Origin of the sequence: Streptomyces sp. T028, assembly GCF_048159505.1 — a bacterium.
In the GTDB taxonomy this organism is placed as follows: Bacteria; Actinomycetota; Actinomycetes; order Streptomycetales; family Streptomycetaceae; genus Streptomyces.
In genome coordinates this window covers 1-24,514 of the sequence record NZ_JBLRVZ010000065.1, presented here as the reverse complement: position 1 = coordinate 24,514, position 24,514 = coordinate 1, and the positions used below count along the sequence as shown (strand labels likewise).

Sequence of the window (24,514 nt, the reverse complement as noted above, 5' to 3'; positions counted from 1 at the left end):
CATCGCTCGATGGGGCTCGTTAGACGGCCGTGATCCACACTGACACGCTTATCGCCGGGAACCGTCGCCCGATCATGACGTTTCACGTGAAATCCGATAAAGGGGAAGTCTTCATCGACGGCTGTTCGGATATTCTCGCTGATTTTCAGAGAAGTATGAGTCAACTCGAAAGCGAGTACCGCCGCGCGATGGCCAGGCTGTAGGACCTGTGTGATGGATGGATTTTACAACGCGGACATCTCCTACGATTACGACCCTGCGTACGACCCCGCGTTCGCCACGATCGAGATGCAGTGGGATCCGGCCGAAGAGCTGGCCCAGATGTTGTCCGGGGCATCCGTAGCCGCCGCAGCGAGTTCCGACCCGACACCGCCGCACCGGTCGGGCGGCCGGACCGGGCACCGGAAAATGCGAAGGCAGTTCCACGCGGAGACCGGCCAGGCGCAGGAGAACCCGCGCAACGCGCATGTCACGATCCTGATCGCGATGATCTCCGTGTGCGCGGTCTGCATGCTGGGCTGGTCGTTCTCCTATTCCTATGTCCAGCTCCGGGACACCGCGTCCTCCGTGCTGCCCCAAAGGCTGGCGCAGTGGTGGCCGCTGACGGTGTACGGCCCGTGGCTGGTGGCGGCGCTGTCCGTACTGCGGGCCACGGTCCAGGGGCGCAGCGCGCGGGGGTCCTGGTGTGTTCTGCTGGGCGCCTCGGCGATGGCGGTCAGCCTGTGCATCAGCCACGCCTCGCATTCCCTGCTCTCGCTGGTCATCTTCGGCATTCCGCCGGTCACCGCGCTGGTGTGTTTCTGGGAGATCGTCGGTCAGGTCTCGTCCAAGGAGACCAAACCACGGCACGCCGCCCACGGCAGGCGCAACTCCGACTCACAAGGAACGTGCGCCGTCCTCTGAGGCCTACGCGGCTTGGCGGTCTGCTGGGCTGCCGCTCTCCGTCTGCTGGGCTGCCCCCGCCGCCGAACCCAGCCGACCGTACGGCGCTGAGAGCACTTCAGTCGTCCGCCGGGAAGAAGAAGGTGGTGTACGTCATGTCGCAGGGACCGGTGGCGGCCTCCAGCTGACGCAGGGAGATGTCCAGCGCGTGCAGAAGGGACAGTGTCTGGCGGAGACTCCCCGGCCACCGGTTCTCCGCCTCGGCCTTCAGGTACTCGGCGGCCTCCATGTTGATGGTCCGAGTCAGCCTCGGCACGCTGAACTGTCGCGCGAGTCGGTGCTCGGCGAGCGTGCGGGGTTCGTCGATGCCCATCAGTTCGGTGGTCCGGCACCACAACACGTCGGCGAGGGCGAACAGTTGACTCTCGGTGGGGCCGTGCGCACCGCTCTCCCAGGCGATGACCGATTCGGGGTCGACGGGAGCGTTGAGCACCTTCATCTGAAGTGCCACGTCATGCGGCGACATACCTAAGCGCGTGCGTGCCGACAGGGAGTTGGCTGCGCAGAACAACGGTCGATCCATGCCTCGGGCTTCCGTGAGGTGTTGGCCTCACGAGACTAGGGCCCAACTCGCATGAAAAAACGGGGACTTGGAGAAGCTCTGCGCTGTCGGCCCCTCATGATCTGCCCTTTCGAGCACCCGTCCGGTGCCACTGGCCGCTGCGGCTCGGGGCTCCAGGTCCGGCCCCGACCGTCCAGCGTTCCGGCCGGTGCCTCGGTCTCCGCGAACTGCGAGTCGGCAACACCTGACGGCCCCAGCCATGTCACCGGACGTCGCATTCCGTCACTTTACGTCACTGTCCGTGCTCGCTGCCGTGTTCGCTGTGCGATCCGCTGGTGTAGGCGAAGCGGGCCCGGGTGTTATTGAATGAGGTGTGCGGTCAGGAATCTCGGGACCCTGTCGCCCGGGTTCTGGTACGGTCCCGGCGCTGTGCCGGGGTTGGCGAGCGAGCTGAGAGAGCCGCATGGACTCCACCCCCTCCCCGTCGCCGTTCGACATGGTCAGCAGCGCCTTGGGGCAGTACATCCCCCGCGGCGGCGGAGCGGAAGCCGCCGCCGGTTCCGCCGACCCCGGGGGCGACGGCACCGCACGCCCGCACGTACCCGCCGATCCGGCGCCCGGCCGTCAGGAGCAGATCCTTGGCGCGGTCAACCTGGACCGGGATCTGAGAATCACCCGCAGCAATCTGGACGCCCCCGTTTTCGCGGGGGTGGAGGCCGTGACCGGGAGTTCTTTCATCGGTCTTCTGCCTCACTGGGACGTACCGACGGTCACCCGGCGGTTGCGGCAGGTCCTCGAGACCGGTGAGCCACACGTCGCCCGCGTCCAGCGCCTGCGGCGCAGCGACGGGTCGGAGTTGGTGGTCTCGATGAGCATCCTGGCCGCCGCGGGGCCCCAGGAGGGTCTGACCGTCACCCTGATCGCCATGGCCAAGAGGCTGCACCTGTACGCCGCCGAGACGGCGATCGGCACCTCGTTGGACATCGGCGAGACCGCGCAGTCGCTGGCGGAGTCCCTGCTGGCCTGGGGAGACGTGGCCGCGATCGACCTGGACTTCGCCGTGTGGTCGGGCGAGATGCTCACCGAGCAGCCGCAGGGGCGCATCCATCTGCGGCGGGCGGCCCTGGTGCCGGACCGGGCGTGGCCCGACGGCTACGTGACTCCGGGCGACGATCTTCCCGGCGACGCGAGTCGTCTGCTGTCGCAGGCTATACGGCGTGACGATGCCGCGCAGGCCATCGTCATACCCGACCGGGAGGCGATCGAGCGGGTGCTCGGCAGTCCGCGGCTGGTACGTGCCCTGGTGCCCGGCGACCGCGCGGCGGGTGTGGCGTGCGTACCGCTGGTCCTGGACGGCGAGCCGCCCGTCGTTCTGGGCGTGGCGGAGGTCTGGCGGCGGGCGGACCGCCCCTTCGACGACAGCGAGCTGCTCGATCTGCAGGAACTGGTGGCCAGGACCTCCCACCACGTCGACCTGGCCCGTCAGCACCAGCGTGAGCACACACAGGTGCTGGCGTTGCAGCGCAGACTGCTGCCACGGTCCGGCGGCGACACCATCGAGACGGCCGGCGTCTACCAGCCCGCCACCCCCGACAGCGCGGGCGTCGGCGGTGACTGGGTGAACAGTTTTCCGCTGCCGGACGGCCGTACCGCGCTGGTGGTCGGTGACGTCGTCGGGCACGGCCTCGGAGCCGCGGCGACCATGGGACAGCTGAGCATGGAGGCCCGCGCGCTGCTGTCCGCGGGGCTGGCGCCCGACGAGGTGCTGGAGCACCTGGACGAGACCGTGGCGCTGCTGGACGACGCGGAGTCCGGGCTGGCGGCCGGTTACAGCGCCCTCGGGTCGACCTGCTGCATCGCCGTCTACGATCCGGTCAGCCACCACGTGGCGCTGTCCAGCGCAGGCCACCTCCCCCCGGTCCTGGTGCCCCCGGACGGGCCCGCCGGTCCGGTCGCGGTGCGCCCCCACCCCGGGCTGGGCGCCGAGTTCGCGCTGCGGGAGCCGTTCGACGTGTACGTGTTCGCCGCACCCCCGGGCTCGCTGATCGCCCTCTACACCGACGGCCTGGTGGAGGATCCCACCCTGTCGATCGACGAGGGCATCGGCAGGCTGGCGGACGCCGTGGCCGCGGTGCATCCCTGGGACGGCCTGCAGCAGGCCGCGCGGCGCGTGGTCTCCTCGCTGGCGCCCGTGCGCCGGCGCGACGACGTGACCCTGCTGCTCGCGCGCATGATCGGCTACCGCAAGGGGGACACCGCGACCTGGCGTCTGCCCGCCCGCGGCGACGCGGCCGCCCGGGCCCGCACGCTCGTCTCCGCGCTGCTGGAGCAATGGCACACCAGGGACGACACCCGGGACAACGTGCTGCTGGTGGTCAGCGAACTGGTCGCCAACGCGGTCCGTTTCGCCGAAGGCCCCATCACGGTACGGCTGATCAGGGCCGGTGACGGACTGCTGTGCGAGGTGGGCGACACCGGCAACGGCAGGCCGCGACTGGGCCGGGGCGGACTCCTCGACGACGGCGGTCGCGGTCTGCACGTCGTACACGGACTCACCACCCGGTGGGGTGTCCGGTGGACGGACACCGGCAAGGTGGTCTGGGCGTCCTTCGCGCGGTGACGCGGTGATGCGTGGGCACGGTGACGCGGTGACGCGGTGATGCGTGGGCACGGTGACGCGGTGATGTGGTGACGCGGTTGCGGCGGGTGGGGCGGGCCGCGTAGCTGCCCGCCGCAGCTGCGGGCAATCGTGCCGCTGGGGCTATGGGGGTCCCCCGCTCATGGGGTCCCTCCCGCTCGAGCGAAGCCGAGAGTGGGGGAGGGCGGGCGCAGCGGCACCTCCCGGCAGGCGGCGCCACCACCACCGGCGGCGACGGCGGTTCGGGCGGTGCCACCGCCGGTACGGGTGGCGCGAGTTCGCCCTACAGCCACTCCGCCCCACAGCCACCCCGCCCTACAACCACTCCCCTTGCAGTGCGGTGGCCGTGAGGCCCGGGGCCGCCGCGTACAGGACGGCGCGGCTGCCCCGTTCCTGCCCGGCGTCGTGTGCCCTGCGCAGGATGTCGAACACGGCGGCGCCTCCGCGGTTGCCGCCGGTGTAGCTGTCCCGGCTGTGGTCCAGGAGTCCCGACGGCCATCCGTCGGGCATCGTCTGCTCCATGTACTCCAGCACTCGCGTACCGCCGGGGTGGGCGAGCAGAACGTCGGGGTGCCAGGCATCGGGGGCGTCCTGGTAACGGACGCGCAGCCACTCCCACATCGCGGTGACCGTCTCCTGTACGGCGCGCGGCCCGCGCCGGTCCATCACGAAGTGGGTGCCGTCGTCCCGTGTCTCCAGGCGGTGCAGGTCCTGGGTGCCGGGCAGAGTGTGGTGCCAGGCGGCGTCCAGCCGCAGCACCGACTCGGGCCTCGGGCGGCCCGTGACCACCGCGGCGACCGCGGTGTCCGCGAACAGCAACCGGACGATCAAGGACTCCAGCGTGTCGTCCGCGGGCTGGTAGGTCGTGCTCAGCGCCTCCGCGATCACGACCAGGACCACCCGGTCGGGGTCCGCGGCCACGAGATCCGCCGCCAGCGCCAGGGAGCGGGTCCCGGCGATGCAGGCCCACTGCGTGGCCGGCAGCAGCATCACGTCGCTCCGGAGCGGGAGCTTGTCGGCCAGGGCGACGTCCAGCCCCGGCAGCGCCGGGGTGGTGGAGTGACTGGTGATCAGGCAGTCGACGTCCGCGGTGTCCAGCCCGGCGATCTGCAGGGCGCCGCGCGCCGCACGCTCCCCGTAGGACCGTACGGCCGCCCAGGCCGGCGCGGTGCGTTCCTGGACGGTCTGCGGCGCGGGTATCGCCTCGAGGGCGGCGATCACGCGGTCCACGTCCTGTTCGGTGAACCCGTCGCCGGCCAGCGCCTTTCGGGTCGGCCCGAGGCCGGCGGCCGGCAGGCCGTTTCCGCTGCCGGGCGCGACGGCGGCCTCCAGCGGCAGCATCCAGCCGCGGGTCTCGATGCCGGTACTGGCCGCGATGCCGTCGATCCGCGGCGCCCACGCCGCGTGCGGGTGCCGGCCGTGCACTTCCGCCACGATCTCGCTGGTCTTCACGGTGTGCTCGCCGTGTATCACGGCGGGCGGGCACAGGTAAGCGGCCATGATGGGCACCTTTCTGAGGGGAAAGAGGCAGAACATCACGGAAGCTGTGTCATGGATCACTTGGGCATGAGACATCCAAGTCGGTAACGATGTGTTCCACTTCAGGCTTCCGTGTCCTTTTCGAGCATGGACGCCAAATGGACATTTACGCTGTGACCTGGGCAACTTGGGTGGCTATTTCGTACGTGACACGGCGCACACCGCTGCGCAAGAGGTCTGGCGTGGTGCCAACTCCTGTGCGACGGGGAGGACTTGGTGGCGGGTCCCCCGGTCATCCCCGGGAAGCGCCGGAGGCCGTCCCGCCTGGCGCGTATCCACCTGTTTCTTGCGAGGAAGCCTCGGCGTTCACCGCCCGAGGCCACGCCGGACGCCGACGCCTCCTCAGCCGAGTAGCACCCTGGGGGTGGGGGGGGGGGGGGGGGNNCCACCCCCGCCATTAGGTCACTTACTTCCCGTTTGAGAAGAGGTCAGTTGATCTCCGCGCTTCATAGCTGAACTACTCACTTACTGTGTCGTAGGTGAGCTAATTCAGTGACGGGAGGTGACGAGCGATGCAGGCTGCCCAGACGCGGAAGTTCCGGGGCAAGAACAAGGCCCCGAAGTGGAAGAAGCCCAACGACGGGCAGGTTTCCGTGATCGTGCTGCCGCTCGCCGTCACCGACCCCGCCGACCTTCACCGCCTCGACGGCTTGTTCGGGGCGATGTGGTCGCTCAAGCGGGCCGTGCAGCGCGACGCACGCGCCAAGGTCGATGCCTACTGGTCCGCCTTCCACGAGCGGAACGAGCAGGGCGCGAAGGCTGTACGGCAGCGCCTCGGCCTCTCACGTGAGGCCCTGGAGCGGTGCGCGTACAAGCACCTTGAAGACGCCGGGCACTTGAAGCACCACGCTTCCAAGGCCCTGACCATGCACATGACTGACGAGGTATGGAACGGCGTGCAGCAGACCGCCCGCGCCGAGCGTCGCGCTGCCAAGGGCCTGGAGCCCAAGACCGTGACCGTGCCCGGTGGTGCCCGTGCGGCCCGGTCGGATGGGGTGCCGAAGCAGGCGTTCCGCCGTGACCGGCTGTCCGCCAACTACCGCGACCAGCGCGCCTGCCAGGCCGAAGCCGCCGCGTCGCTCGCCGAGCACCGCCGCCACCGCGCCCGCCTGGTGGCACGGGAGGTCATCGCCGCCCATGGCCCCGTGCTCGTGATCGAGGACTGCGACATCCGCACCTGGTACCGGCTGTGGGGTAAGCGCCTCTCGCAGACCACGCCGGGAATGCTGATCTCCGCCCTCAAGGTGGAGTGCGAAGCCGCCGGGGGCCGGTTGGTGCGGGCCTCCACCTGGTCCACGGCCCTGTCGCAGCACTGCATGTGCGGTGAGCACGTACACAAGACGCTGCGGGACCGTGAGCACAAGTGCGTCGCGTGCGGCCTCGTCGGCAAGCGCGACCTCGTGAGCGCCGCCCTCGCTGCGTTCGTCCGCTTCCACAACGTGGACGACCCGAAGACCGCGTTCCTGGACACCACCGCGTCCAGGAACGCCCAGATCACCCATGCCCAAGCGCTGGAAGAAGCGCTGCGGGAGTCAACCACACCGAGCCCGAACACCCCTCGGGGTGCGGGACGCGTGGCAGTACCACGGCAACGTGGTGCCTCTGCTCCCCGAACCGCCGGACAGCGGAACCGAGCAACCCCGGATGAGCCGCGCCTTGTGCGCGACCACGCCGGAACGCCCGGTCCCCGCGCCGCGTGCAGTCCGCAGCTCACCCTTTGGTGAATTGCGGATCAAGTCTTAGTAGCCGTAGCGGTTCTTCAGGTGGCGCCAGAAGTCCCGCAGCATCCACTGGTCGAACGTCGTGATCTCGGTGGCGCTGCCGGCGTTCATGATGAAGTTGGAGACGCCGGTCGGGGTCCAGTCGTAGAAGTCGTCCAGACCGAAGGTGTGGCCCACTTCGTGCAGGTAGATGTGGATGTCCTCCTGGTCGAGGGCGCCCACGAAGTACTCCTGGCCGACACGCTGACCCCAGTCTCCGCCGGCACCGCCCTCGAAGCCCTTGGTGAGCCACAGCGACTCGTCGTAGTGCTCCGCCTCCTTGCCGGGGCACTGGGAGTAGTCGCCGTCCTGGTGGAAGAAACGTCCGCAGTCGGGGGCGCACTGGGGCGCGCCCGAATCGTCGAGCACGCCGGCGTAGACCTTCACGGAGTCGTCGGACCACTGGAGGGTGGAGCGGTCCTTGACCGCCCAGCCGACGACGTTGACCTTGACGTCCGTGTACGGGAAGGCGCTGAAGCCCTTGCCGTCGTCCACCATGGCGTGGATCCACTTGTTGAACTGCGTCTGGAGCGTGGTGTGGATCCGGTCACGGGTGGTGGCGGTCACCGGGGTGTCGGAGTCCCAGCGCACGCAGTAGTTGAGCGTGCCCTTGGTGGCGATGAGCTGGTCCCAGCCGTAGTTCTTGAAGCCGTACAGGTCGGAGTAGGTCGACTCGACGTGGTTCCAGACCTCGTCCAGCGGTTTCACCAGGTTGGACGGTGGGTTCCACTCGTCGGCAACCGCCTCGGGCGTGGGGGTCGCGCTCGCCGACGCCTTCGAGGTGGCTGTGGCGGTCGGCGTGGGGCTCGCGGACTCGCTGAACGTCGGCGTCACGCCGACGGAGGCGCTGGGGGTCGGGGTCGCCGGACCGGTGACGGCGCACTTCTTCCCGTTCAGCTTGAACGACGTGGGCGCCGGGTTGGTCCCCTTCCAGGACGCCAGGAAGCCGACGCTCACCGAACCGCCCGCCGCCAGTGTGCCGTTCGTGGCGGTGTTGGTGACGGTCACCTTCTTCCCGGACTGCTTCCACTTGCCGTTCCAGCCCCGTGAGACCTTCTGGCCGGCCCCGAACGAGAACGACAGCTTCCAACTGTCGAGCGCCTTGCCCCTGTTGTCGGTGACGGCGACGGCGCCCTCGAAGCCGTCGCCCCACTGAGTGGTGACCTGGTACGACACGCTGCACGCGGCGGCGGACGCGCCGTTCGCCAGCAGCGGCACCGCCGCCACACCCCCCGCCACCAGGACGCCGGCGAGGGCGACCGGAAGAGGTCTCAGGAAACGTCGGTGCCGACGGTGGTCGACGGAGGATCGCGAACTCATGCGTGGCTCCCGGAACGTGTGAAGAACTGCCCTCTAGTCGCCGCCCACGCCTTCCAGGTTGTAGTGATGTGCGTCACGCCGGAATTGGGCTCGATGGCGTCGATTGACCCCATTACCGAAGGTAATAACTGTGCTCTTTTAGGCCTCAACGGGGAGTCTGTCGCCGCGAAAGGGGTAATTCGGCCGGGCTTCCGGGCCGGCGATCGCGGTTGCGAAAGAGCGTTCTCGGCCTGGTCACGCGCGGGTGTGGGCGCCCGGGCGGACGTGAAGAGTTCCGGATCCGAGGAACGTCGCGTCACGGAGCGTGTACCCAGTGACAGCAAGGGAGTTCATTGCCCGGCGTGCCGGGAGATCCCCATACTGACCGGGCTCGTCGACGGGTTGCGGTAGGCGTCACCGCTTTGCAGTCGAATTTGCTGCCGAATACCGGACTACCTGAATGAGGCCACGCATGTCCAAGCATCGCCAGAAGTCGAAGCGCCGGAAAATAGCCGGCGCCGCAGCCGTCGTGGTGGCTGCGGGCGCCGTGGTCGTTCCTTCGATGGCCCAGGCGAGCGGTAGTGGGTCGGGAGGGTGGCGTACCGTCTCGTTCCCCTGGTGGGGATGGGGGAAGTCGGGTTCGACGGCCGCCCCGACGCCGTCGCGATCCCCCTTCGCGTCCGCGACCGCTTCCGCTTCGGGCTCCTCCGCCACCGCCGCTCCGTCCGGCACTCCGAGCGCGGCCCCGTCCAGCGCCGCCCCGAGCGCGTCGCCTTCGGCGGCCGGCACCCCGACCGCCACGCCTGCCGCCGACCCGACCACCTCGCCGTCGAGTTCCCCGAAGGCCACGAGTGGCGGCAGTACTCCCAGCGCCTCCGCCGGCACCGCGGACTCGGGTCCCACGGACCGTGTGCTGGCTCTCGTCAACGCCGAACGCGCGAAGGCCGGTTGCTCCCCGCTGACCGAGAACGCCAAGCTCGCCAAGGCCGCTCAGGACCACAGCCAGGACATGGCCGACCACAAGAACATGTCCCACACCGGTTCCGACGGTTCGTCCATGACCGACCGTCTCTCCCGCGTCGGGTACGAGTTCAGGTCGGCGGGCGAGAACGTCGCCGCCGGGTACAACAGCCCCGAAAGCGTCATGGACGGCTGGATGAACAGCTCCGGCCACAAGGCCAACATCCTCAACTGCGGCTTCAAGGAGATCGGCATCGGTCTGGCACAGCCGGGCTACTACTGGACCCAGGACTTCGGCTCGGCCGCGTAGCCGTACGTTTGCGGAGGCGACGATTTCCGGCTCACGCGCCTGTCGGCCCGCGGAGGTGACGCAGGGCTCGCGCGGCGGCGTGGGCGCCGCACATCCCGTGTGCGCCGGGGCCGGGCGGGGTGGCCGCGGAGCACAGATAGTGACCGGGCAGCCCGGTGTCGTAGGGCTGCGTGGTGAGTCGTGGTCCGGCGATCAACTGGGGGATGTCCTTGGCGCCGGTCATGATGTCGCCGCCGACGTAGTTCGGGTTGTACGCGGCGAATCCGGGCGTCGTGCGCACGACGGTGCCGACGATCCGGTCCCGGAAGCCCGGGGCGAACCGCTCGATCTGGGCGGTGATCGCCTCCGTGGCGTCGCCGGGGTAGCCATGCGGGACATGGGCGTACGTCCACACCGGGTGCACGGTGCCGACGGACCGCTGCGGGTCGGCCAGATACTGCTGTCCGACCAGCACGAACGGCCGCTCGGGCATGCGTCCGGCGTGGATCTCGCGCTCGGTCGCGGCGACCTCGGCGAAGGTGCCGCCGACGTGCACCGTCCCCGCCCGCCGTGCCGCTTCGGCGGTCCAGGGGACGCCCCCCTCGACGGCGAAGTCGACCTTGAACGCCCCCGGGCCGTGCCGGAACCGCCGGTAGGCCCGCGCGACCCGGGGCGGCAGCCTGTCGCCCAGGATGTCGGCCAGCGCGGTGGGCGCCACGTCCCAGAGCGTCACGTCCGCGGGCGGTAGGTCCGCGGCCGACCGCACCCGGACCCCGGTCTCGATCTTCCCGCCGAGGTCGAGCAGCAGCGCCGCCATCGCGTCGGTGATACGCCGGGACCCGCCCTCGGCGACGGCCCAGCCGTACCGGTGCCCGGCGGTCAGGATGCCGAGCCCGATGCTGGCGCTGAGCGGCCGGTGCAGGGGCTGGAAGGCGTGTGCCGCCGCCCCGCCGAACAGTGCTCGCGCCTCCTCGGTCGCGAACGTCCGCGCCAGGAGCGACGCGGGGGCCAGCGCGGGGATGCCGAACCGGGCGAGGCGCACGGGATGCCGGGGGACGCGCAGCAGCGGGCCGAGGATGTCGTCGCCGAAGGTGTCGTACGACGATGACGGGCCGTCGAACAGCAGGCGCCAGCGTCGGCCGTCGGCGCCCAGGCCCGCGGCGGTCCGGGTGACCGAGCGGTGCAGCACCCCGGCCGTGCCGCCGTCGAGCGGGTGGACGCAGTCGATCTCGGGCAGCCGCCAGGTCAGCCCGTACCGGTCCAGACCGAGCCCGCGCAGAAACGACGAGCCGACGGCCATGGGGTGCACGGCCGAGCAGTGGTCGTGCAGCAGTCCGGGCAGGATCGCCTCGCCGGACCGGGTCCCGCCGCCGATCTCGTCGGCCGCCTCGAGGACCGTGACCGCCACGCCCTCCCTGGCGAGGGCGATGGCGGCGGCCAGGCCGTTGGGGCCTGCGCCGACCACGATCGCGGTGCTCACGCCGTCAAGTCTTCCACGGCGGCCGGAGCCGGTGCCGGGGACGACTGCGCGCGGGTCCAGGTGACGTCGAGCGGGATCGGGCCGTTCGGCAGCCACGGCTGCTCCGCGACCGCGTCGGCGACCTTCCAGGTGCCGCGCTCGATCACACCGAGCGCGGCGTCGATGACCTGGTAGTGCTGGACTCCGCAGTGGATGGGCTGCGACTCCACCCAGACGGTGATCCACTCGCCGGGGGCGAACCCGATCCGGGACTGTACGGCGTTGATGAGGTCGAGGTCGTGCAGGTGGCCGTCGCCGAAGTTGAACCCGATCAGTGAGTTGCAGCCGAACTCCGCCTCCCGCACGGTGCGCCGGTCCAGATCGGGCAGGTTCTTCAGCAGCACCGAGAACAGGCCGCGGCCCTGGCTGTGCATCGACCGCCACGCGATCGTCTGCTGCATGGTGATCTCGGCGACCGCCGGCGGGTAGCCCATCGCCTGGAGCTGGTCGACCTGGTTCCTCGTCGGGCGGTGCGGCAGGGAGTTGAGTTTCTCCTCCGCGCCCGGTGCGAAGGCCCACAGGGCGGAGGCCCAGTTGCCCGCGTACTGCCGCATCGAGGGCAGGAACGACACCAGGTCGGGGCGCAGGTTGCCGAGGACGGGGAAGAACACCAGCGCGGCGGTGATTCCCGCGGCCAGCCATGGCGAGGACATGTCGCCGACGCCGTAGCCGTCCTGGGCGGGGTGGCCGAGGAACAGGAAGACGGACAGGTACGCGAACAGGATGTTCCACTCCAGCGGCACCGCCAGCGGGAACGTCGAGACGATGAAGAAGTGGAAGACGACCATCAGCGCCACCGCGGTGAGGGTGAGCCAGTGGTTCGTCGAGAACAGCAGCACCAGCGGGGTGACGATCTCCACGGCCGTGCCGCCGACGTGCGCCATGAGGCTCGCGGCCTTCGACGGGCGGATGTCCCGGGGGAAGTCCCGGTAGTGCAGCCGCTTGATCCGCCTCGACGGGACGCAGGGGCTGTTGGAGAGCATCGGCGCGACCACGTTCGTGAAGTGCGGCCCGAACTTGGACACTCCGGCGCCGACCCACACCACCACGATCAGCAGCTTCGCCGCGATGATCATGTCGGTGAGCGGCAGGACGGCGAAGAACACCAGCGCGGGCAGGTACTGCTCGCCCCGGGCGGCCAGGAAGAGCGTCTTGTCCCGCAGACCGCACACGACGTACAGAACGATCGGCGCGACCAGCAGCGCCGGGCTCACCAGCCCTGTCGTGGGCACCACGACCGCCGTGAGCAAGGACGCCAGGAAGGCCAGGTAGAGCGCCACGTCCAGGGCCGTACGGCGGTCGCCGCCGGTGAACGGCACCCGCTTCCAGGGTCGCAGCCGGATGGTGCCGGGACGGGCCCAGAACAGGACGCCGCCGGTCATCGGCTTGAACTTGCCCGCGATGGGACCCCAGGACCCGGCCACGCCCAGTGCCTCCAGGAGGACCGTCCACAGCACGAGCTTCTGATAGACGGCCGGCTGGTCCCACCAGCCCGCGACGTCCCAGAACGGGCCGGCCTGCGAGGTCCAGGTCGCCAGGGCCGTCCCGGCGAGGACGTACAGGAAGAGCACCTTGACGACATACGTCGCCGGAATCATCTTCGGCGTGCCGAATCCGTACTCCACCCAGTGCAGGGCCAGCGTTCTCACGCGTTCCATGAGCGGCTTCTCCAGGAACGTCTCCTGGTCGACCGGTGGGAAGTCACCTGTTTTGAATCCCATGGTTCTCGCCTTTCGTGCACCGGTTCCGGCCGGTTTTGGGCGTACTGATCCGCACCCGGAACTCATGTGAAATCAGCCGGGTGGCGTGTGGGGATCGAGGGAATTTCCGGATGGCCTTACGGCGTCACGTCGGCGTCACGCCGAACGATCGCAGACGCGGTTTGTCGATCTTCCCCACCGGATTCCTCGGCAGTGATTCGGTGACGAGGACCGACACCGGTACCTTGACGCGGGCCAGCGAGCCGCGGCAGTGCTCGACGAGCTCTTCGGCCGTGGCCACCGCGCCGGGCAGCAGCGTGACGTACGCGACGGGCACCTCACCGAGCACCGGGTCGGGCGCGCCGACCACGGCCGCCTCCAGCACCGCCGGGTGGGTGTGGAGGACGTTCTCGATCTCCTTGGGGTAGAGGTTCTCCCCACCCCGGATGATCATGTCCTTGATCCGGTCGACCAGGACGAGATAACCGTCCGCGTCGAAGCGCCCGACGTCGCCGGTGTGCAGCCAGCCGTCGACGACCGTCCGGGCCGTCTCGTCCGGCAGTCCGAGGTAGCCGCGCATGACGTTCGGGCCGCGGACGACCACCTCGCCCGCCGAACCGTCGTCGAGGAGATTGCCCTCGGCGTCCATCACGGCGACGGTCTGACCCGGCAGCGGGAGCCCGACCGTTCCGGGCCTGCGCGGGCCGGCGGGCGGGTTCAGCGTCGAGGCGCAGGTGCCCTCGGACAGTCCGTAGCCCTCGACGACCGGTATGCCGTACCGGTCCTCGAACCGGGCGATCAGCTCGGTGGGCATCGGCGCGGCACCGCAGATCGCCCGGCGCAGCGACGAGGTGTCCGGACGCACCTCCTCGGGCAGTGACACCAGCAGGGCGTAGATCGCCGGTACCGCCGAGAAGTAGGTCGGCCGGGCCCGCTCGACCGAGGCGAAGAACGTCGACGCGCCGAACCGGCCGGCGATCGTCGTCCGCCCGCCCGCCAGCAGCGGCGACAGCACGCTCACCACGATCCCGTTGACGTGGAAGAGGGGGAGGACCAGCAGACTGTGATCGCTCTCGTCCATCCCGAGACCGTCGATGATCATCCGGCACATCGCGGCGATGTTGGCGTGGTCGAGCATGACGCCCTTCGGGCGCCCGGTGGTGCCGCTCGTGTAGATGATCAGCGCGAGGGCGTCGGAGGCGAGGGCGTCGGAAGCGAGAGAGACGGAAACGGGGGAGACGGTGTCCGTGACGCCGGCGTCACGGACACCGGCCGGGTTCAGCACGGTGGCCACGTCGAGCGTGCCCAGGGCGCTGTGGACACCGTCGGTGATCACCACCTTCGCCCCGGAATCCTCGATCTGATGGCGGGCCTCGGTTTCGGTGAGCCCCGGATTCACCGGCGTGACCGCGGCACCCAGCCGCCATGCCGCGAAAAGGATGACGACAAGTTCCAGGCGGTTCGGCAAAATGACCGCGACCACGTCGCCTGCGCCTGTTCCGTGAGCGCGGAGCACGTCCGCCGAGAACCGGACACGCTTGAGAAAAGCGTCATTGTCCAGCTGTTCCCGTTCATCCGCGATACAGGGTCCGGTGGGATTCCGACCGGCCCGGACGTCCGGCAATTCGGCGATGTGCTGCACGATTTCCTCACCATTGAGTCGCGCTGTGACGAAGCGATGGCTGAAAAGGTAGGCAAGGGGGCACGCGGCCGACCATGGGCCTGCGTCCCAGCCCGCACCGGCCGTTTTGTGCCGCCGTCACAAAGGCGGGACGCCGGGCTCTCGGGTACGGTCCGGCCATGAGCGTCAACGTCAACGTCGACGTGATCGTGCGGGACGTCGCCAAGAGGACCCGGGCCGATCTCGAAAACCTCACGACCGAGATGACCTCGATGTTCGTCGACGTCATCCCCGAGTTCCGCCACGACGACGCCGTACGACGGCTGATGGTGGCCAGCACCGCGTCGAACCTGGCCGCGATGCTCGACATGCTGGCGCTGAACATCTCCCCCGACGACATCACCGTCCCGCCGGCCGCGGCCGAATACGCCCGCCGCTTCGCCCAGCACGGCCTGTCGCTGGAGGCACTGCTGCGCGCCTACCGACTCGGCGAGCACATGTTCGTGCAGCGGGCCGTGACCGCCCTGCGCGGTCTCGACCTGCCCACCGAGGAGGCCCTGACGGCGACAAGCCGGATCGCGCTCCTGATGAACCGGTACATCGACCAGGTCATCGAGGGCATCATCGACATCTACGAGGACGAGCGCAGACGGTGGGACGCCCGTTCCGACGCGGCCCGCGCCGCCCGGGTCCGCGCCGTGCTGGACACCGACGGGCTCGACCTCGCGTCGGCCGAGAAGATGCTGTCGACGTCCCTGCGCGGATGGCACCTCGCCGCGATCATCTGGACGCGGCCCGGAACCCCCGACCCGGACGCGTCCCTGCGCGCCGGTACGGCCATGCTGTCCGCGGCCACCGGCAAGGTTCCCCTGACGGTCTCGGCGGACGAGAGGACGTGCTGGGCCTGGATCTCGGCCACCGCCGGACCGACCCTCGACATCCCCCGTATCGACGGCGAACTCCGCAGACACCCGGCCCTGCGGATCGCTGTCGGCGACCCGTCGCCCGGACTCGATGGCTTCCGGCAGAGCTTCCGGGACGCGCAGCGGGCCCGCACGGTCGCCGACACCGGAGCCGACCCCGACCGTGCCCTCGTCCTCCACTCACAGGTGGCGCTCGCCGGCCTCCTCGTCGATCACCTCGCCGATGTCAGAGCCTGGGCCGGACGCGTCCTGGGGGACCTCATGCGCGACGACGACGCCACGGCCCGCCTGCGCAGGACCGTGCAGGTGTTCCTCGACGCACAGGGCAGTTTCACCGACGCCGCCGCCCGCATGCACGTCCACAAGAACACCGTGCACTACCGCGTGCGCAAGGCCGAGGAGATCCTCGGCCACCCCCTCACCGTCAACCGCCTGGACACCGAGGTGGCCCTGCTGGCCTGCGCACAACTCGGGCTCGGAGAAACGGACGCACCACCTCGCCGGGTCAGGTGATGAGACCGGCGCGAGGAAGCCCCAAGGGCCCGGGTGGGGGTGGTCGGCGGGATCAACTCCCCATGTTCGGGAAGGGCTTGGGGTTCATGGTCCCATCAAGGTGCGAAGGGGGCGATTAAATCGTTTCAAGATTACTCTGGTCAATTCCGTCCCATCTGTTGACCGCTTTCTTCGCCTGCCTCTAGCCTCCGGGCACTCTGACTGAAACCTTTCACTCCCGAGGGTGCCCCATGCCCAGACCGCTGTCGCGCCGTAGACTCCTTCAGCTGGGGGGCGCCGTGGCCGCCTCCGTCGTCCTCACCGGTCCTCGCGCGGTCGCCGCCGTGCAGGGCGAGGGCGCGCCTCCCGCGCCGACCGGGATGCGGACCGACCTGCTGCCTAAGGGGCTGTGCACCACCGCCGGGAAGCAGCCGCGGTTCAGCTGGCAGGTCCCCGACTTCGGCGCGGGCACCGTCCAGCGCGCGTACAAGCTGCAGCTCGCCGCCACCCCCGACGGGTTCGACGACGACCAGTTGCTCTGGGACAGCGGCAAGGTGGACTCCGCCGCGTCCACCGCCGTGACCTACGACGGACCGGCGCTGAAGCCCCGTACCGCCTACTGGTGGCGGGTCAGCAGCTGGCCGGACAAGGGCGGGCGGTCGTCCTGGTCGGAGCCGGTGCTGCTGGCCACCTCGGTGGAGGACGAGTGGGAGGCCGAGCCCATCTGGGTCCAGGCAGGGCCGGTCATGACCGACGGCACCTTCGCCACCCGGCTGAAGATCACCACCGTGGCCGCCGGACTGTGGTTCCGTGCCACCAACACCGCCAACAACTACATGTGGCAGCTGCGCGCCGGCAGCACCGCCGCGGTGCTGCGCAAGCACGTGTGCGTGAACGGGACCTACACCGTCCTCGGCGAGGTCACGCTGCCCTTCCCGGTCAACACCGGTGAGTGGGTGGACTTCGCGGTCACCATGTCCGGCTCCACCTTCACCACCACCGTCAACGGCACCGCCGTCGACACGACCACCCACACCCGCTACACCTCGGGCAACGTCGGCCTGCGCAACGGCTCCACCGAATCACAGACGTACGACAGCGTCCGCTTCACCGTCGCCGACGGCACGGTCCTGCTGCAGGACGACTTCGCCTCCGACAAGGGCACCTTCTCCACCGGCACCGTGGCGAACGGCGTGCTCACCTTCCCGACCGGCGCCTCCTCGCTCTCCTCCTACGGCGCCGACGACACCTGGGCCCTGCTCCGCCACGAGTACGACCTGGCCGGCAAGGACATCGCCGCCGCCGTGCTCTACGTCGCGGCCACCTCCGCCACGCCCGCCCGGCAGTACGTGGCCAAGGTGTGGAGCAACGGCAGCCAGGTCGGCCACGCCTCGGTGCGCTCCGGCAGCGGAGTGGCGTACCAGGCCTTCGACATCACCGACACGCTCCGCCCGGGCAGGGCCAACGCGCTGGCCGCGCTCTGCCACACCACCTCGCAACAGAAGTTCCTGGCGCAACTGGAGGTCACGTACGCCGACGGCAGCCGGGCCACCATCGGCTCCGGCAGCGACTGGAAGGCCCGCCGCCAGGCCGGTCTGCTGCCGGCCAAGGGCAGCGCGGGCAGCAGCTACTACGTCGTTCCCCAGGAGTACTGGGATCTGCGCCAGGAGCCCGTCGGCTGGACCGGGCCCGGCTTCGACGACAGCGACTGGTCCGCACCCGCCGCCCGCGCCGCCATCGACGGCCTCGTCCCCGCCCCGATCGAGCCGGTACGGCTGCACGACATCACCCCGGCCAAGGTCACCAAGGTGGCCGACGGCCGCTGGCTGGTGGACCTGGGCCGGGAGATCGTCGGCGGGCTGGCGCTGGAGGTCACCGGAAGCGCGGGCGACACCGTCGAGGTGCGCCTCGGCGAGGAACTGAACGCCGACGGCACCGTCAAGTACCAGCTGCGCGCCACCAACACCTACCGCGAGGTGTGGACCCTGCGCGACGGCGCCCAGCGCTTCGAACACTGGGGCTACCGCGGCTTCCGCTGGGCGGAGCTGCGCACCTCCCTGGACCTGTCCGAGGCGACCGTCACCGGCCGCGCCTGGAAGCTGGACTGGGACGACTCCCAGACCTCCTTCCGCAGCTCCGACCCCGACCTGGACCGGGTCTGGGAACTGTGCCGCTACTCCATCGAAGCCACCCGCGGCGACCTCTACACCGACACCCCGACCCGCGAGCGCGGCCCCTACGAGGGCGACGCCCTGATCAACCAGCTCTCCGAGTACGGCGTCCAGCGCTCCTACGCGCTCGCCCGCTGGTCCAACGACTACCTGGTACGCCAGGGCACCTGGCCCACCGAGTACCGGCTGATGTGCGCGATATCCGCCTGGGAGGACTACCTCGCCACCGGAGACGACCGGCAGCTCGCCAAGGACTACGACCTGCTCGTCGCCAAGAACCTCACCTCCTACCTCGGCTCCGACGGCCTCGTCCACAAGTCGCCCGGCTCCACCAGCCAGAACCTCGGCGACCTGGTGGACTGGCCGGCCGCCAGCCGTGACGGCTACGTCTTCACCGCCGTCAACACCGTGGTGAACGCCTTCCAGTACGCGGCCTTCGACGCCCTCGCCAAGTGCGCCACCGCGCTGGGGAAGACCGACGACGCCACGTCTCTGCGCGACCGGGCCGACACCCTCTCCGCCGCCATGCGCGACACCCTGCTCGACAGCTCGGCGGGCGCGTTCCGCGACGGCGCCGGCACCACCCACAGCGCCCAGCACGCCACCGCCTTCCCGGTGGCGCTCGGCGTCGCCGACGCCCTGGACGACGCCGTACTGGCCAGGCTCGGTGACACGCTCGCCGCGGGCGGAGTGAAGGTGAGCGTGTACGGGGCGCAGTTCCTCCTCGACGCGCTCTTCCGGCTCGGCCGGTCCGACGCCGCCCTCGCCCTGCTCACCTCGAAGGCCACCAACTCCTGGCTGCACATGCTGGACGACCTCAAGGCCACCATCGTCACCGAGGCCTGGGATCCGTCGCTGAAGTCCAACATGACTCTCTCCCACGCGTGGGCCTCCGCCCCCGCCAACGCCGTGGCCAGGCATGTGCTGGGCGTGCAGGTCACGCAGGCGGGCGCGGCCACGTTCCGGATCCGGCCCAGGACCGGCGCCCTCACCGAGGTCGACGGCACGGTCCCGTCCCTGCGCGGCCCGGTCGCGGTCTCCGTCCGCCGCTCCGCCGACGCCCACTCTCTGAAGGTGACCCTGCCGCCCAACACCCGCGCCGTCCTGGAACTGGAGATCGGCGACGCCGACCCGACGGCCTACCGGGTGACCGCCGCCACCCCGGAAGACGGCGGCACCGCCAAGCCGACCTCGTTCACCGACCTGACCGGCACAGTGCTGCGCATCGGCCCGATCGGCTCGGGTACGACGACGGTCACGCTGTAGCGCCCTGAAGGGGCGCGGGGCCGTATCGATATGCGGCTCCGCCGCGTGGGCGCGACCAGCCACGACGGTGCAGCAGTCGAACGACACCGTCGGGCCGGTCACGCTGGTTCGGTCACGCCGGGCCGGTGAAGGCCCACGTGCCGTGCCCGACGCGGAAGACGACGAACTCGGAATCGCCGCGCAGGAACTCCGCACCCTTCGGCGCGGCCACCTGCGCACGCGTCCGCGCCGGCACGTGCACCTCGGCCGTGGAGCCCACCGGCACCCGCACCGACAGCCGCAGTTCCCGGTCGAGACGCGACCAGGACACGGCGGCCTCGCCCCGCACCGTACGGATCGACGTACGGGCCCAGCTGACCCCCGTACGGGCGTCGGGGCGGACCGAGAAGGTGCGGTAGCCGGCGTCCCCGGGGCGCAGGCCGGCCACGTTCTCGTACAGCCACTGCGCGACCGTGCCCAGGAAGTAGTGGTCGCGGGAGCGGGAGTCCAGCGGCCACATCTCCCACATGGTGTCGGCGCCGTTGTCCTGCCAGTATCCCCAGCTCGGATAGGTGCGCTGGGTCGCGACGGCGTGGGCGACGTCCGGGTGGCCGTGGGCGCACAGCACCTTCAGCAGCACACTCGTGCCCAGGCAGCCGGTGTTGAGATGGTTGCCGCGCGCCTCGATGTCCGCGACCAGGCTGTCGACGACGGAGGCGCGGGCGCCGGGCGGCACCATGCCGAAGGCCAGCGGGATCGCGTTGGAGCTCTGCCGGTAGCCGGGGTCCTTCGCCGTGCGGTAGTGGCCCTCCGGGCCGAGGAACGCCTCGTTGAACGCGGTCTTCAGCTTCTCGCCCGCCTCCCGGTACCGCTTCACGACGTCGCCGTCGCCCTCCCCGTCACCGAGCAGTTCACCCAGTTCGGCCGTGTGCAGCAGGGCGCGGTAGAGGTACGCGGTCGCGGTCAGCCGGGTGTCCTCCGGGGGTATCTCGTAGCCGGGCGCCACCCAGTCGCCGAGCGCCGTCACCGCCAGCCCGTCCCGCAGCCTGGCCAGCTCCCAGTCCAGGTACCGGGTCAGCGCCGCGAAGTGCTCGCGGGCGACGCGTTCGTCCCCGTACGTCCGGTACATCTCGCGGACGACGAACGGGTAGACGGTCGTCCACTCGGGGGAGGGGCCCAGCTCCTGGTAACCCCAGCCGCCGCTGGGGACGATCACCGGCAGCTGCCCCGCGCCGGTCTGGCTGTCGGCGAGATCGCCCAGCCACTTGGACAGGAAGCGGTGCGCCCCGAAGGCGTACGCCATCACGGGCGTGCCGAGCTGGGCGTCGCCGGTCCAGCCGTTCTTCTCGTACATGGGGGTGTCGGTCGGGATGCCGTGCAGGTTGTTGAGGACCGTGCGGCGCATGGCGCCGTCCAGCCACTCGTAGAACGGCTCCGAGCAGCCGAACGAGCTGACCTCCTCGACGCGGGTGTGCACCAGCCGCCCCAGCACCTGCTCCGGGGCGGGGCGCGCGGGCAGGCCGTGGACCTCCACGTAACGGAAGCCCTTGTACGAGAACTTCGGCTCCCATGTCTCGTCCGCGCCGCCGCCCGCGCAGAGGTATTCGTCGGTCTGGAAACGCCCCGGGACATGGCCGGTCTCGGCCTGCACACTCCCGTCGGCCTTCAGCTTCTCGCCGTGCACGAGGCGGACGAGCGTGCCCGACTCGGCGCCGCGGACGGTGAGGCGGGTCCAGCCCGCCATGGTGCGGCCCATGTCCACCACGTAGACCCCGGGGCGGAGTTCGGAGATCTCCGTGGGCCGTACGGTCTCGATGATCTCGATCGGGTCGTGCGGCTGCGCCCTGAGCGTGCCGCCGGGGGCCTGCTGCTCGCCCGCGGTCCGCCAGGCGCTGTCGTCGAAGCCGGGGCGGGACCAGCCGTGCGGGGCCCGGCGCGCGTCGTACGTCTCGCCCGCGTAGAGGGAGTTGGACAGGGTCGGCCCCTCGGTGATCCGCCACTCGCCGTCCGAGGCGACGGTGGTGCGGGAGCCGTCCGGGTGGTCGATCTCCAGCTGGGCCAGCAGACGGGGCTCGCCGTGCCACGGCGGGCGGTGCCAGTTCCAGACGTTGGGGGTGGTCATGCCGAAGAAGCCGCGGCCGAGGGTGACGCCGATCGCGTTCTCACCGCGCCGCAGCAGCTCCGTCACGTCATGGACGGCGTACAGCACGGTCTCGTCGTAGTCCGTGAAGCCGGGGTCGAGGACCTGCCGGCCGACCCGGCGGCCGTTGATCTCGGCCTCGTAGTAGGCGAGTCCGCTGATGTGGAGGCGGGCCCGGGAGATCCGCTTCCGTACGGTGAAGGCGCGGCGCAGGAGTGGCGCGGGCTGCTCCGGTACGGCGACGCTCACCCCGCTGCCCCAGGGTCCCTGCCCGTACGGGGCGAGTACGGCGGCTCCGGACCACGCCGCGTCGTCGAACTCCGGGCGCTGCCAGCCTTCTTGGGGCTCGGTCACGGCAACACGCCAGCCGGAGCCGGTGACCAGCTCCTGCCGGCCGCCGTCCTCCGTCTCGACGACCAGCCGGACCAACAGGCCGCCGGGGTTGACGGAGGCGCCGGGGCGGTTGGTGGCGCGGGCGGCGAGCACCACCGGGCGGCCGGCGGCGCGGGCTTCCTCGGTTGCCGTGGTGACGTCGGCCGCGTGGCCGGTGCGCCAGCCGTCCTGCTGCTCCGGCGCGTTCAGCACCTCCCGGCCGTCGAGATGGAGGGTGAAGTCGTCGTCGGCGGTGGCGACCACCGTGGCCCGTCGCACTCGCGTGCCGCCGGGCAGAGGCAGCTCCGCCCGGAACCAGCACGGCCCCACCGGGGCGTCGGAGGCGGTGGCACCCGGCGACCAGATCCACGAGGCGCCGGAGAGGGAGGGCGGCTGCGGAGCCGGATCGGCGCCGATCCAGCGGGCCTGCCAGTCGCCGTCGGACAACGTTGTCTCCCACCACCGGACCGCGCTCCAACGGGACGGCCGCCCGGCGCCGTCCCAGACCCGGACCCGCCAGTGGTAGCGGGTACGGGGGTGCAGTTCGGGTCCCCCGTAGGGGACGCCCACGCTGCGGTCGGACGCCACCTTCCCCGAGTCCCAGACCGGCTCGGCCGCGAACCTCACGGGGGCGAGGGCCACCTGGACCTGGTACGCGCTCTGCCTGGCGCCCCGCCCCGGAGCGGACAACTCCCAGCTGAGGCGGGGGCGTTCGACACCGGTGCCGAGGACTCGCTCGGCGTACTCGACGGTCGTGCGCTCGATGCGGAGTGCTCCTCCGGCGCGGTCGCCCTCCGGATCCCGCGCCGGCGTGTCGGCCGCCGCCGCCGGTCCGGCGGAGAACGCGGCGACCCCGGCGCCCACACCCGCCGTCGTGCTCTTGAGGAAGAGTCTTCGGTTCCAGCTCTGGCTCATGCGCGTTCCTCGCTCGATGTCTCGATGTCTCGATGTCCGTCAGCGCTTGAAACGATTCAAAAGCTCTCTTGCCGGAGCATGCTACGTACGCGGATCCGCCCCAACAAGGTTTGTGACAGGGGTGATTCGGGTGAGTGACGGGATCGGAGCGAGGTGGAATCCTGATCCAAAAGGTTCTCCGGCACACCGAACCTCCCCCGGGCATTGCGCATCCTCAGGGGTGCAGGCGCGCACCCGACCTCGCGCGCCGATTCGTATGCGAGGGGAACCCGACACTTCATGAACAGCAAGCTGACCGCCGTGGCCCTTGCGGCCGTCGTCGTCGCCGGTACTGCCGCTGCCGCCATCCCGGCCTCGGCCGCCCCCGCCAAGGCCGCGCCGACCCGCTGCCACACCGCCGACCTGAAGGCCGGCTTCGCCATGGGGGACGACGCGAAGCCGGAGATGGGGCGGGCCAAGAAGCAGACGCAGGCGTACATCTGGTTCACCAACAAGAGCAAGCGCACCTGCACCCTGTCCGGCTTCGCCGGTGTCGACATGATCGGCGCTCAGAAGACCGACGGCACCTGGTCACTGGCGCGCTCCTCCAAGAAGGGCGAGAAGATGGTCCTGGAGCAGGGCGACACGGTGGACTTCAGCATCACCCTGCTCCCGGTGGCGAAGTCCACGCCGAAGAAGGAGAAGTTCGTTCCGGCGAAGTTCCTGGTCACCCCGCCGAACGAGACGAAGCACTTCACCCTGAAGTGGCCGTTCGGCGGCCAGATCCTCAAGCAGGACGGCGCCACCCGCCCGGGTACGTACCTCAACCCGATCGGGCTGTAACCGACCGGACAGTCCCGGTCGCGGTGCAGCAACGTCAGTCCCCGCGACTCGGCCGTGGCGGCCACCACGAGGTCGACGGCCCCGGCGCTGCGGTGCCGTCCGCGCTGGGTGAGGACCTCCTGGACCCGTCAGGCACGGTCGTCAACCGGCACCCGGCCGAAGAGCAGGCGCATGTCTTCGATGCCTTGCACGCGGTCGGCGGCCGAACGCGCGCTGTGGAAGAACTCCAGCTCGGTGATGGGGCAGGCGGCGATGAGTCCGGCTGCTGCCGCCTGGCCCCATCCGTACTGCTCGGCGTTCACCGGCGGTAGTTCCCCTTGTCCTCGAAGAGGTCGAGGTCGAAGGCGCCCTCTTCCGCCGACGCCCGCAGGCGGGCAACGGTGCCACCGATTACACCTCAGCGTGTGCCGCCTCTGCGCAGGACCTTGTCTATGCCGACCGCGACGACGACGAGGGTCCCGGTCGCGACGTCCTGATAGAGGCTCACGTGTTTTCTTAGGGATCCGTAGTGATGTGTCATCCGTCCGCGTCATGTCGCGCGTCCGGGATGGGTGTCGTGTGTGCGTGCGCAGATCGAATGCGTGACCTTTCCGGGGGTGTGTCGTTGATCGGATGACAGCACCACGGGTGAGGGAAGGGGGGCGGGTGAGCCGGAGACTGCCGCT

At 70.2% G+C, this 24,514-nt stretch carries 15 protein-coding genes and 1 pseudogene; 7 read left to right on the top strand and 9 right to left on the bottom strand.

The window, feature by feature from the left end; all coding sequences use genetic code 11:
• Positions 1-213 precede the first annotated feature (213 nt).
• Positions 214-903: a DUF2637 domain-containing protein gene (locus ACLZN2_RS45320; protein WP_416985788.1), complete on the top strand. Its 690-nt coding sequence runs from the start codon at positions 214-216 to the stop codon at positions 901-903.
• Positions 904-1,000: 97 nt separating this feature from the next.
• Here the strand turns inward: ACLZN2_RS45320 and ACLZN2_RS45315 are convergent, their stop codons facing one another.
• The gene (locus ACLZN2_RS45315) at positions 1,001-1,393 is read right to left on the bottom strand and encodes an XRE family transcriptional regulator (RefSeq protein WP_416985787.1); all 393 of its coding nucleotides are present in this window, start codon (positions 1,391-1,393) and stop codon (positions 1,001-1,003) included.
• 514 nt (positions 1,394-1,907) lie between these two features.
• Between ACLZN2_RS45315 and ACLZN2_RS45310 the strand changes: the two genes are divergently transcribed.
• Entirely contained in the window at positions 1,908-4,064 is a 2,157-nt protein-coding gene (locus tag ACLZN2_RS45310; RefSeq protein WP_416985785.1) for a SpoIIE family protein phosphatase, read from the top strand.
• A 333-nt stretch (positions 4,065-4,397) separates the two neighbouring features.
• Here ACLZN2_RS45310 and ACLZN2_RS45305 read toward each other — a convergent pair whose 3' ends face one another.
• The gene (locus ACLZN2_RS45305) at positions 4,398-5,582 is read right to left on the bottom strand and encodes a type III polyketide synthase (RefSeq protein ID WP_416985783.1); all 1,185 of its coding nucleotides are present in this window, start codon (positions 5,580-5,582) and stop codon (positions 4,398-4,400) included.
• Positions 5,583-6,133: 551 nt separating this feature from the next.
• Here ACLZN2_RS45305 and ACLZN2_RS45300 point away from each other — a divergent pair.
• Positions 6,134-7,345: a hypothetical protein gene (locus ACLZN2_RS45300; RefSeq protein ID WP_416985782.1), complete on the top strand. Its 1,212-nt coding sequence runs from the start codon at positions 6,134-6,136 to the stop codon at positions 7,343-7,345.
• A gap of 15 nt (positions 7,346-7,360) precedes the next feature.
• Here ACLZN2_RS45300 and ACLZN2_RS45295 read toward each other — a convergent pair whose 3' ends face one another.
• Together ACLZN2_RS45295 and ACLZN2_RS45290 are read right to left on the bottom strand one after the other, a co-directional pair.
• Positions 7,361-8,701, bottom strand: a complete 1,341-nt coding sequence (locus tag ACLZN2_RS45295; protein ID WP_416985780.1) for a cellulose binding domain-containing protein — start codon at positions 8,699-8,701, stop codon at positions 7,361-7,363.
• Between the two features lie 393 nt (positions 8,702-9,094).
• Entirely contained in the window at positions 9,095-9,583 is a 489-nt protein-coding gene (locus ACLZN2_RS45290) for a hypothetical protein (protein ID WP_416985779.1), read from the bottom strand.
• Positions 9,584-9,590: 7 nt separating this feature from the next.
• On the opposite strand from ACLZN2_RS45290, the gene ACLZN2_RS45285 reads away from it, so the two are divergent.
• Complete coding sequence (locus tag ACLZN2_RS45285; protein WP_416985777.1) at positions 9,591-9,950, top strand: CAP domain-containing protein; 360 nt, start codon at positions 9,591-9,593, stop codon at positions 9,948-9,950.
• 31 nt (positions 9,951-9,981) lie between these two features.
• Here ACLZN2_RS45285 and ACLZN2_RS45280 read toward each other — a convergent pair whose 3' ends face one another.
• From ACLZN2_RS45280 to ACLZN2_RS45270, 3 genes are all read right to left on the bottom strand, one after another.
• A complete protein-coding gene (locus tag ACLZN2_RS45280; RefSeq protein ID WP_416985776.1) occupies positions 9,982-11,409 on the bottom strand; it encodes a phytoene desaturase family protein in 1,428 nt (475 codons plus the stop codon).
• Positions 11,406-13,169: a DUF3556 domain-containing protein gene (locus ACLZN2_RS45275; RefSeq protein WP_416985774.1), complete on the bottom strand. Its 1,764-nt coding sequence runs from the start codon at positions 13,167-13,169 to the stop codon at positions 11,406-11,408. The genes ACLZN2_RS45280 and ACLZN2_RS45275 overlap by 4 nt, the downstream gene beginning before the upstream one ends.
• Before the next feature lie 124 nt (positions 13,170-13,293).
• Positions 13,294-14,790, bottom strand: coding sequence for a class I adenylate-forming enzyme family protein (locus ACLZN2_RS45270; protein WP_416985772.1), 1,497 nt, complete (start codon positions 14,788-14,790; stop codon positions 13,294-13,296).
• A 158-nt stretch (positions 14,791-14,948) separates the two neighbouring features.
• Between ACLZN2_RS45270 and ACLZN2_RS45265 the strand changes: the two genes are divergently transcribed.
• Positions 14,949-16,205 (top strand): helix-turn-helix domain-containing protein, encoded by a 1,257-nt coding sequence (locus ACLZN2_RS45265; RefSeq protein ID WP_416985770.1) that lies wholly within the window; start codon positions 14,949-14,951, stop codon positions 16,203-16,205.
• 230 nt (positions 16,206-16,435) lie between these two features.
• Positions 16,436-19,621: a family 78 glycoside hydrolase catalytic domain gene (locus ACLZN2_RS45260; protein WP_416985768.1), complete on the top strand. Its 3,186-nt coding sequence runs from the start codon at positions 16,436-16,438 to the stop codon at positions 19,619-19,621.
• 112 nt (positions 19,622-19,733) lie between these two features.
• Here ACLZN2_RS45260 and ACLZN2_RS45255 read toward each other — a convergent pair whose 3' ends face one another.
• Positions 19,734-23,027, bottom strand: coding sequence for a family 78 glycoside hydrolase catalytic domain (locus ACLZN2_RS45255; protein ID WP_416985766.1), 3,294 nt, complete (start codon positions 23,025-23,027; stop codon positions 19,734-19,736).
• Between the two features lie 279 nt (positions 23,028-23,306).
• On the opposite strand from ACLZN2_RS45255, the gene ACLZN2_RS45250 reads away from it, so the two are divergent.
• Entirely contained in the window at positions 23,307-23,849 is a 543-nt protein-coding gene (locus ACLZN2_RS45250) for a DUF4232 domain-containing protein (RefSeq protein ID WP_416985764.1), read from the top strand.
• A gap of 11 nt (positions 23,850-23,860) precedes the next feature.
• Here the strand turns inward: ACLZN2_RS45250 and ACLZN2_RS45245 are convergent.
• Positions 23,861-24,151: pseudogene (locus ACLZN2_RS45245) on the bottom strand (PIN domain-containing protein); the annotation flags it as partial.
• Positions 24,152-24,514 lie beyond the last annotated feature (363 nt).